Origin of the sequence: Nonomuraea sp. NPDC049725 (assembly GCF_040674795.1) — a bacterium.
Lineage (GTDB): Bacteria > Actinomycetota > Actinomycetes > Streptosporangiales > Streptosporangiaceae > Nonomuraea > Nonomuraea ceibae.
In genome coordinates this window covers 1-9,372 of sequence record NZ_JBFANJ010000029.1, presented here as the reverse complement: position 1 = coordinate 9,372, position 9,372 = coordinate 1, and the positions used below count along the sequence as shown (strand labels likewise).

General features: G+C 72.2%; 9 protein-coding genes. 8 read left to right on the top strand and 1 reads right to left on the bottom strand.

Translation table 11 applies throughout. The annotated features are described in order from the left end of the window. Positions 1 to 249 precede the first annotated feature (249 nt). Positions 250 to 1,233, bottom strand: a complete 984-nt coding sequence (locus tag AB0J53_RS43070) for a ferritin-like domain-containing protein (RefSeq protein WP_364183598.1) — start codon at positions 1,231 to 1,233, stop codon at positions 250 to 252. 212 nt (positions 1,234 to 1,445) lie between these two features. Here AB0J53_RS43070 and rimP point away from each other — a divergent pair, with 212 nt between their 5' ends. From rimP to truB, 8 genes are all read left to right on the top strand, one after another. Beyond that, complete coding sequence (gene rimP / locus AB0J53_RS43065; protein WP_364183596.1) at positions 1,446 to 1,931, top strand: ribosome maturation factor RimP; 486 nt, start codon at positions 1,446 to 1,448, stop codon at positions 1,929 to 1,931. 12 nt (positions 1,932 to 1,943) lie between these two features. Further along, entirely contained in the window at positions 1,944 to 2,948 is a 1,005-nt protein-coding gene (gene nusA, locus AB0J53_RS43060; RefSeq protein ID WP_308125700.1) for a transcription termination factor NusA, read from the top strand. Beyond that, on the top strand, positions 2,932 to 3,228 hold the full coding sequence (locus AB0J53_RS43055; protein WP_219503585.1) for a YlxR family protein: 297 nt from the start codon (positions 2,932 to 2,934) through the stop codon (positions 3,226 to 3,228). Before nusA ends, AB0J53_RS43055 begins: the two co-directional genes overlap by 17 nt. A 126-nt stretch (positions 3,229 to 3,354) precedes the next feature. After that, entirely contained in the window at positions 3,355 to 6,456 is a 3,102-nt protein-coding gene (gene infB / locus AB0J53_RS43050) for a translation initiation factor IF-2 (protein WP_364183593.1), read from the top strand. A gap of 118 nt (positions 6,457 to 6,574) precedes the next feature. Next, positions 6,575 to 6,871 carry a DUF503 domain-containing protein gene (locus AB0J53_RS43045; RefSeq protein WP_219503616.1) on the top strand — a complete coding sequence of 99 codons (297 nt, stop codon included), beginning with the start codon at positions 6,575 to 6,577 and terminating at the stop codon, positions 6,869 to 6,871. A 46-nt stretch (positions 6,872 to 6,917) separates the two neighbouring features. Continuing rightward, complete coding sequence (rbfA, locus tag AB0J53_RS43040; protein WP_219503564.1) at positions 6,918 to 7,370, top strand: 30S ribosome-binding factor RbfA; 453 nt, start codon at positions 6,918 to 6,920, stop codon at positions 7,368 to 7,370. Next, positions 7,367 to 8,410 (top strand): bifunctional oligoribonuclease/PAP phosphatase NrnA, encoded by a 1,044-nt coding sequence (locus AB0J53_RS43035; RefSeq protein WP_219503545.1) that lies wholly within the window; start codon positions 7,367 to 7,369, stop codon positions 8,408 to 8,410. The genes rbfA and AB0J53_RS43035 overlap by 4 nt, the downstream gene beginning before the upstream one ends. Further along, a complete protein-coding gene (gene truB / locus AB0J53_RS43030; protein ID WP_364183589.1) occupies positions 8,410 to 9,282 on the top strand; it encodes a tRNA pseudouridine(55) synthase TruB in 873 nt (290 codons plus the stop codon). The genes AB0J53_RS43035 and truB overlap by 1 nt, the downstream gene beginning before the upstream one ends. Positions 9,283 to 9,372: the final 90 nt, after the last annotated feature.

Here is a 9,372-nt window from a genome sequence, read left to right as displayed (position 1 = left end):
CCTTGAGGGATGGGGCGCGTGCGGCGCCGTCCCGCCGTGGCGGGGTTGGTGAGCGCGCCCGTTCGCCCCTTCCCGGGCGCCGGTGCGGCGGGGAGGGGGACGGCGGAGTCCGGCGCAACGCGTACGGCGCTTCGGGGGCGCGTACGGCACCGGACTGCCCGCCCTTGAGGGATGGGGCACGTCCGGCACCGGCCCACCGTCCACGGGGGATGGGGGCGCGAGGGTGACGGGGCGCGTAAAGGCGGGGGGTCAGCCGCTTGGGGTGGCGGTGGCCGTGGCAGGTGGGGGCGGGGTGGCGGGGGCGGGCAGGCCGGGGAAGGGCGTCGTGGCCGGGGTGAAGGCGTGGGCGCGGACCGCCGCCTCCTGCATGGCCGTGGCCCCGTACTGGCGCAGGCCGGCGTCCGTGGCGGCCGTCAGCTCCAGGTAGGCGGCCATGAGGCCGGACTCCACCTGCCCGGCGAGCCGGGTGGCGGCCGTGGCGCTGGAGGGGACCGACGGGAGGGCGTAGGAGGCCTCGGGCTCGACGGGCCGGTCGCCGCGGGCGGTGATGAGGACGCGCAGTTCGTCGCGCCGCTCGCGGTGGGCGTCGAAGTTGCCGGCGAGGCGGGTGCGCAGGGGGCCGGTGGTGCGGGCGCCGAGCACCCCGTACGCGAAGATGGCCGCGTGCTCGGCGGCGAGCGTCTTGCGGAGCTTGCCGAGGTCGGCGGCGCTGGTGGTGCCGGCGGCGGCCGGCGGGGCGGGGGCCTTGACGGAGGTGCGGGCGTGGAGGGCCTCGCAGGCGCCGATGCTGGCGACGAGCTGGGCGAGCGACGGCGTGACGCCGGCGATCTGGCGGGGCCGGGCGGCGGCGGCCTTGCGTTCGATGCCGCGCAGCTGCGACAGCGTCACCTTCGGCGGCGTCGGCGTGGCCGGAGAGGAAGCGGTGGGGCCCGGCGAAGCGGTCCCGGTGGCGGCCGGGCGGAGGGCGGGGAAGCGGCGGCGGAGCTCGGCCAGGTGGGCCTCGTGGCGCTGCCGGTACGGGACGAGCTTGGCGGACCCCTTGGCGATCATCGCCGCGTACAGGGAGATCGTCCGCTGCTTCTCGGCCATGAGCACGCGGGCAAGCGCTTGGTCAGGGGTGTCCGGCGCCTGCGACGGCGGGCCGGCCTCGCGCGGTGCGCTGCACCCGGCGAGCGCCAGGACGACCGCTCCGGCCGCCAGCGCGGTGCGCCGGGAGAGGTGTGGCTGGCGCACGGGCAGGGACCTCCAGTGTTACGGACCGCAAGAAAGCATCGTACGGGCTCGTACCCCCGCTCGCGGTCAGGCGCGAGCCGTGCCGAGTGACGCTTCCTCCGCCCCTTCCTACAGATAGGGTGTCAACTGTCGTCGCTGGCTGAGCGGCCAGACGACGGGAGAGCCAGGGGCGAGGTCCGCCCGGCTGAGACATGACAATAGGGGAGGTCGATATGGGCAGCGCATCACCCCGCGACCACCTGATGAAGCTCCTGGAGCCCGTGGTCGGCGCGGAGGGCCTCGATCTCGAGGACGTGACGGTCACGCAGGCCGGGAAGCGCAAGCTGCTGCGCGTGGTCGTCGACCGTGACGGCGGCGTGAGCCTCGACGACGTGGCCGACGTGAGCCAGGCGGTGTCCGCGGCCCTCGACGAGGACGACACCATGGGCCAGTCGGCCTACACGCTCGAGGTGTCCTCGCCGGGCGTCGACCGGCCGCTGACGGAGCCGCGCCACTGGCGGCGGGCGGCCAAGCGGCTGGTGAAGGCCGAGCTGCGCGACGGCACGGTGGTCGAGGGCAGGGTCGTGGCCGCCGACGACAGCGGTGTCGACCTCGACGTCGAAGGAGCCGGCCGCAGGCTCGACTATCAGGACCTCACCCGGGGCAGGGTGCAGGTGGAGTTCCGCCGGATCGACGACGTCGACGGCGACGAAGGCTAAGGGGGAAGCCTCGTGGACATCGACATGAGCGTCCTGCGCAGCCTGGAGCGGGAGAAGGACATCTCCTTCGACCTGGTCGTCAAGGCGATCGAGGACGCGCTGCTGATCGCGTACTTCCGCACGGACGGCGCGGCTCCCAAGGCGCGGGCCGAGCTCGACCGCGCGAGCGGTCACGTGACGATCTGGGCGGCGGAGCTCGACGACGACGGCGAGATCGTCCGGGAGTTCGACGACACTCCTGGCAACTTCAGCCGGATCGCGGCGACCACCGCCAAGCAGGTCATCCTGCAGCAGCTGCGTGACGCCGAGGACGAGATCAACTTCGGCGAGTTCGCCAGCCGTGAGGGCGAGCTGGTCTCGGGCGTGATCCAGCAGGGCAAGGACCCGCGCGTGGTGCTGGTCGACCTCGGCAAGATCGAGGCCGTGCTGCCCGCGCACGAGCAGGTCCCGGGTGAGGAGTACGGCCACGGCGAGCGCATCCGCGCCTACGTGGTGCAGGTGAAGAAGGGTCACAAGGGCCCGTCGGTCACGCTGTCGCGCACGCATCCCGGCCTGGTGAAGAAGCTGTTCGCGCTGGAGGTGCCGGAGATCGCCGACGGCACCGTGGAGATCGCCGCGGTGGCGCGCGAGGCCGGCCACCGCACCAAGATCGCTGTACGGTCCCGCAAGCCGGGGGTCAACGCGAAGGGCGCCTGCATCGGCCCGATGGGGTCGCGGGTGCGCAACGTGATGACCGAGCTGCACGGCGAGAAGATCGACATCATCGACTGGTCGGAGGACCCGGGGGAGTTCGTGGGGAATGCCCTGTCTCCCGCCCGTGTTTCCCACGTCGAGGTTCTCGATCTCGACGGACGGGTGGCGCGGGTCATCGTGCCCGACTACCAGCTCTCGCTGGCCATCGGCAAGGAGGGGCAGAACGCCCGCCTGGCCGCGCGGCTGACGGGCTGGCGGATCGACATCCGTCCCGACACCCAAGCCGAGGATGCCGCCGGTTCCGTAGATGCGTCGACACGGTAAGCTGGAATATGGTTGCCACGCGGCCCCACAGCGCACCTGTGTGGGCTGCAGGGTTCGCACGGCAAAGTCCGAGCTGCTCCGTTTGGTGCGGGTCGAGGACCAGGTGGTCCCTGACCTGCGAGGACGGCTTCCCGGCCGGGGCGCATCGCTGCACCTGTCCGTGAGCTGTCTTGAGCTCGCCGAGCGTCGCCGAGCGTTCCCGCGCGCGTTTCGCGTGCTGGGGCCGCTTGACGTCTCGCGAGTGCGGGCGCACCTAGAAGGAGAACCACATGTCATGTAGGACGCCGAGTTGATGGGGCGGAGTCAGATTGCTATGAGCGCCTGATGAGCACGCGGCGATGAAGACGTCAAGGTAGCGACGGTCCGGACGGCACAGCCAGCCTCCCGGGCCGAGTAAGGGAGTGCAGTGGCGAAGGTCCGGGTATACGAGCTCGCTAAGGAGTTCGGCGTAGAGAGCAAGGTCGTGATGGCCAAGCTCCAGGAAATGGGAGAGTTCGTCCGTTCGGCGTCCTCGACCATCGAGGCGCCGGTCGTCCGCAGGCTCACCGAAGCTCTGGGCGCATCGAAGGGTGGGCCCTCCAGAGGCGGCGGTTCGTCGTCCAACAGGCCGCAGCCGCCGAAGGCTGCGCCTCGGCCGGCTGACGGCCAGGCAGGCAACGGCGCCCCGCAGGCGCCTGCTCCAGGTCCGCGTCCGGGTCCGGCTCCCAAGCCGGGTCCCCGTCCGGGTCCCGCGGGCGGCGGCACGCCGCGTCCGTCGGTTCCTATGCCCCAGCAGCAGCAACAGCCGCCGCAGCAGCAGGAGCAGCCTGAGGCCGCGCGCGGCGAGACGTCGGGTGCGCCGCAGGCGCGCTTCGACAGCGGCACCCGTCCGCCGGCCCCGGGCCCGCGTCCGGGCCCTGCCGCCCGTCCGGGTCCCAAGCCCGGTCCGGCGCCGCGTCCGGGCACGCCGTCCGGTGGTGGCGGCGGCGGTCAGGCCCCGCGTCCGGGTGCTCCGGCCGGTGGCGGCCCGCGCCCCGGTCCCGGCCCCAAGCCGGGTCCGCGTGGCCCGCGTCCGGGCAACAACCCGTTCTCGTCGAACGCCAGCGGCATGGGCCAGTCCCGTCCGCCGCGTCCCGGCGGCAACCGTGAGGGCGGCGACCGCGGCCCGCGTGAGCGTCGTGAGGGTCCGCCGCGTGACGGCGCGATCCCGCGTCCGCCGCAGAACCGCGGCGCGGGCGGCGACGCCAGGCCGGCGCCCGGCCCCCGTCCGGGTCCGCCCGGTGCGGCGGGTCCGCGTCCGGGTCCCGGCGCCGGTGGCCCGCGTCCGGGTGGGCCGCGTCCCAACCCGATGATGATGCCGCAGGGCCGTCCTGCCGGTCCCGGCGGCGGTGGCCGTCCGGGCGGTGGCGGCGGTGGCGGCGGCCGTCCCGGTGGCGGCGGTGGCCGTCCGGGTGGCGGCGGTGGCGGTCGTCCCGGTGGCGGCGGCGGTTTCGCCGGACGCCCGGGTGGCGGCGGCACCGGTCAGCGCACGGGCACCGGCGGTCCCGGTGGCGGCGGCTTCGGCGGTCGTCCCGGCGGCGGTGGCCGTGGTCGTGGCGGCGGCACGGCGGGAGCCTTCGGGCGTCCCGGTGGCCGTCCGGCGCGTGGCCGCAAGTCCAAGCGTCAGAGGCGCCAGGAGTTCGACAACATGTCGGCTCCGGCGATCGGCGGTGTGCAGGTCGCCCGTGGCAACGGCGCGACGATCAGGCTGCCGCGCGGCGCCTCGCTGTCCGACTTCGCCGACCGCATCGGCGCCAACCCCGCCTCGCTCGTGCAGATCATGCTGCACCTCGGCGAGATGGTGACGGCGACCCAGTCGGTCAACGAGGAGACGCTGCAGCTCCTCGGCGCCGAGCTCGACTACAACATCCAGGTCGTCAGCCCGGAGGAGGAGGACCGCGAGCTTCTCGAGGCCTTCGACATCGAGTTCGGCGAGGACGAGGGCGACGAGGCCGACCTGGCCCCGCGTCCGCCGGTCGTGACCGTCATGGGTCACGTCGACCACGGTAAGACGAAGCTGCTCGACGCCATCCGCAAGACCAACGTGGCGGCGCGCGAGGCCGGCGGCATCACCCAGCACATCGGTGCCTACCAGGTCTCCACCGAGCACGAGGGCGAAGAGCGCCGGGTCACCTTCATCGACACCCCGGGTCACGAGGCGTTCACCGCCATGCGTGCCCGAGGCGCCAAGTCCACCGACATCGCGGTGCTGGTGGTCGCGGCCGACGACGGTGTGAAGCCTCAGACGATCGAGGCTCTCAACCACGCCCAGGCGGCCGACGTGCCGATCGTGGTCGCGGTGAACAAGGTCGACAAGGAGGGCGCCGACCCGAACAAGGTCCGTGCCCAGCTCACCGAGTACGGCCTGGTGGCCGAGGAGTACGGTGGCTCGACCATGTTCGTCGACATCTCGGCGAAGAACGGCACCGGCATCGAGGCTCTGCTCGAGGCGATCCTGCTGACCGCCGACGCCGAGCTCGACCTGCGGGCCAACCCGACGATGGACGCTCAGGGCATCGCGATCGAGGCTCACCTCGACAAGGGCCGCGGCCCTGTCGCGACCGTCCTGGTCCAGCGCGGCACGCTGCGCGTCGGCGACTCGATCGTCTGTGGCGAGGCCTTCGGCCGCGTCCGGGCGATGCTCGACGACAACGGCGACGCGGTCGACGAGGCCACGCCGTCGCGTCCGGTCCTGGTCATGGGTCTGACGGCGGTGCCGAGCGCCGGTGACAACTTCATCGTGGTCACCGACGACCGGATGGCCCGGCAGATCGCCCAGCAGCGCGCGGCGCGCAAGCGCAGCGCCGACATGGCCAAGTCGAGCCGTCGCCGCACCCTCGAAGAGCTGTTCAGCGACCTTGAGAAGGGTCGTGTCGACGAGCTCAAGCTCATCATCAAGGGTGACGTGTCCGGTTCGGTGGAGGCCCTGGAAGACGCCCTGCTCAAGATCGACGTCGGCGACGAGGTCAGGCTCCGTGTCCTGCACCGCGCGGTCGGCGCGATCACCGAGTACGACGTCAACCTGGCCGTCGCCGACGACAACGCGGTCATCATCGGCTTCAACGTCCGGCCCGAGCCCCGGGCCCGCGACCTGGCCGAGCGCGAGGGCGTCGACATCCGCTACTACTCGGTCATCTACCAGGCGATCGAGGAGATCGAGGCGGCCCTCAAGGGCATGCTCAAGCCCGAGTTCGAAGAGGTCCAGATGGGCACCGCCGAAGTCCGCGAGGTCTTCAAGGTGCCGAAGATCGGCAATGTCGCCGGTTCGCTGGTCCGCTCCGGTCTGATCGTGCGCAACAGCAAGGCCCGGATCATCCGCGACGGCGTCGTCGTCGCGGACAACCTGACCGTGTCGTCGCTGCGCCGCTTCAAGGATGACGCGACCGAGGTCCGTGAGGGCTTCGAGTGCGGCATCGGGGTCGGCTACAACGACATCAGGGTCGACGACGTCATCGAGACGTTCGAGATGCGGGAGAAGCCGCGGGCCTGACCCGTGGCCGGGCGCCCGGCGGACCATCCGCCGGGCGCCTTCCGCACGCCTGGGCAGGGTTGCCGCCGCACCAGGCCGGGCGTGCTCAGGACACCAGCACAAGCGGCGTTTGCCAACGATGTATGTGGGTGCGCTTACCCTGGACATCCTGCTCGGCGACGTGCATTCGCTGAAGCAGAAGCGATCTGTCGTGCGGCCTCTGGTCGCCGAGCTCCAGCGGCGCTTTCCTGGTGTCGCCGTGGCCGAGACCGGCCATCACGACCTGCACCGCAGGGCCGAGGTCGGCATAGCGGTGGTCTCCGCCTCAGCGGGTAACTGCAAAGAGGTGATGGACTCCTGCGAGCGGCTGGTGGCCTTCCGCCCCGAGATCGAGCTGCTGTCGGCCAGGCAGCGGCTCTACAACGACGAAGAGTGAACGACAGCACGACGGCCGCCCCGTCGTGCGTGAGGGGGGAGCGAACATGGTGGATGCCGCACGAGCGCGCAAGCTCGCCGATCGCATCCAGCAGATCGTCGCCGAGATGCTGGAGCGCCGGATCAAGGACCCGCGCCTGGGCTTCGTCACCGTGACCGACACGCGGATCACCGCCGACCTGCGTGAGGCGACGGTGTTCTACACGGTGTTCGGCTCCGACGCCGAGCGCGCCGACAGCGCGGCCGCGCTGGAGAGCGCCAAGGGCATCATCCGCTCCGAGGTGGGCCGCCAGACGGGCGTCCGCTTCACCCCGACGCTCACGTTCCGGCACGACCCGCTGCCCGACAGCGCCCGCCAGCTCGACGACCTGATCAACGCGGCGCGGGCGCGGGACGCCGAGGTGGCGGCGAAGGCGGCGGGCGCCGCCTACGCGGGCGAGGCCGACCCCTATCGCAAGCCCGATGAGGAGGACGACGAGCAGGCGGGACCCGCGGCGTGACACCCGACGTGCGCGACAGGCTGGACCGCCCGCCCCGCGTCTACGCCGACACGGCGCAGCCGGCGAGCTCGCCGGTGCCCGAGTCGGCGTGGCGGCGCGCCGTCCAGCTCATCTCGCAGACCGAGGACATCGCGCTGGCCTGCCACGTGTCGCCCGACGGTGACGCGCTCGGGTCCATGCTGGCCGTGGGCTTCGTGCTGCGGTCGATGGGCAAGCGCGTGGCGGCCTCGTTCGGCGATCACGACTTCACGGTGCCGAGGCTGCTGAGGTTCGTGCCAGGGCAGGAGATGCTGGTGCCGCCGGCGGACTACCCGGCCGAGCCCGAGCTGATGATCACCTTCGACTCTCCGTCGGTCGCCCGGCTGGGGCTGCTCGGCGAGAGCGTCAGGCGGGCGCACCAGCTCATCGTGGTCGACCACCATCCGTCCAACGACGGGTTCGGCACCCTTGACCTGATCGACCCGGGCGCCCCGGCGACGGCGATGCTGGCCGAGCAGCTGATCTACCGCTTGGGCGGGTCGCTCGACCGTGACATCGCCACCTGCCTCTACACGGGGCTGGTGACCGACACCGGGTCGTTCCGTCACTCCTCGACGACGCCCGCCGCGCACGAGATGGCGGCGCGGCTGGTGGCGACCGGGCTGCACACCGACGAGATCGCCAGGGAGCTGTGGGACCGCTCCCCGTTCGGCTATCTCAAGGTGATGGCCGCCGCGCTCGACCGGGTGGTGCTCGACGACGGCCTGGTGTGGACGTACGTCACCCGGGTCGACCGGGCGGCCCGCGGCCTGCCGTACTCCGAGCTCGAAGGGCTGATCGACGTGATCCGCCGCACCGACGAGGCGGAGGTGGCGGCGGTGCTGAAAGAGGACGACCAGGGGGCCTGGCAGGTGTCGACGAGGTCGAAGGGCCGCGTCGACGTGGCGGCGGTCTGCGCCGCGCTGGGCGGCGGCGGTCATCACAACGCGGCAGGGTTCACCTCGCACGACAGTGTCGAGGAGACCGTGGCGAAGTTCCGGGAACTGCTGAGAGAGGCGTGATGGCCGAAAGTGGCCTGATCATCGTGAACAAGCCGGCCGAGTGGACGTCGCACGACGTGGTGGCCAAGCTGCGCCGCCTGGCGGGCACCCGCCGCGTCGGCCACGCGGGCACGCTCGACCCGATGGCGACGGGCGTGCTGGTGGTGGGCGTGGAGAAGGCGACCCGCCTGCTCGGGCACCTGGCGCTGACGGAGAAGGTGTACGAGGCCACGATCCGGCTGGGCGTCACCACCAACACCGACGACGCCGAGGGACTGGTGACGGCGACGGCTTCGGCGTCGGGCGTGACGCCGGAGGCCGTCCACGAGGGCGTCGCCGCGCTCACGGGGGAGATCATGCAGATCCCGCCCCAGGTGAGCGCGATCAAGGTGGACGGGCAGCGCGCCTACAAGCTGGCGCGCGCCGGTGAGGACGTGGAGCTGAAGGCGCGGCCGGTGACGGTGCACGGCTTCGAGGTCACCGACGTCCGGGTGAAGGACGACCTGGTGGACGTGGACGCCACGATCCGCTGCTCGTCCGGCACGTACATCCGGGCGCTGGCCCGTGACCTGGGCGCCGGGCTCGGCGTCGGCGGCCACCTGACGGCGCTGCGCCGCACCCGGGTGGGCCCGTACGACCTGAGCGGGGCCAGGACGATCGAGCAGCTCACGGAGGAGTGCGTGGTGCTGCCGATCGGCGAGGCGGTCGCGGCGGCGTTCCCGCGCCGGGACGTGACGCCCGAGGAGGCGCGCGTGGTGCGGCACGGCGGCCGGCTGCCGGCGGCGGGCCTGGGCAAGGGGCCGATCGGCATGTTCGGGCCCGACGGGGAGTTGCTGGCGCTGGTGGAGGAGCAGGGCAGGCTGGCCAAGCCGCTCGCGGTGTTCGTCTCCTAGTGAGCTGGTTTTGAGATTCGGTCGCAGTAGCGGCAGATGCGATCGAGGATCTGGTCAGCGGTCTTGGTCCACCTGAACGGCTTGGCATCC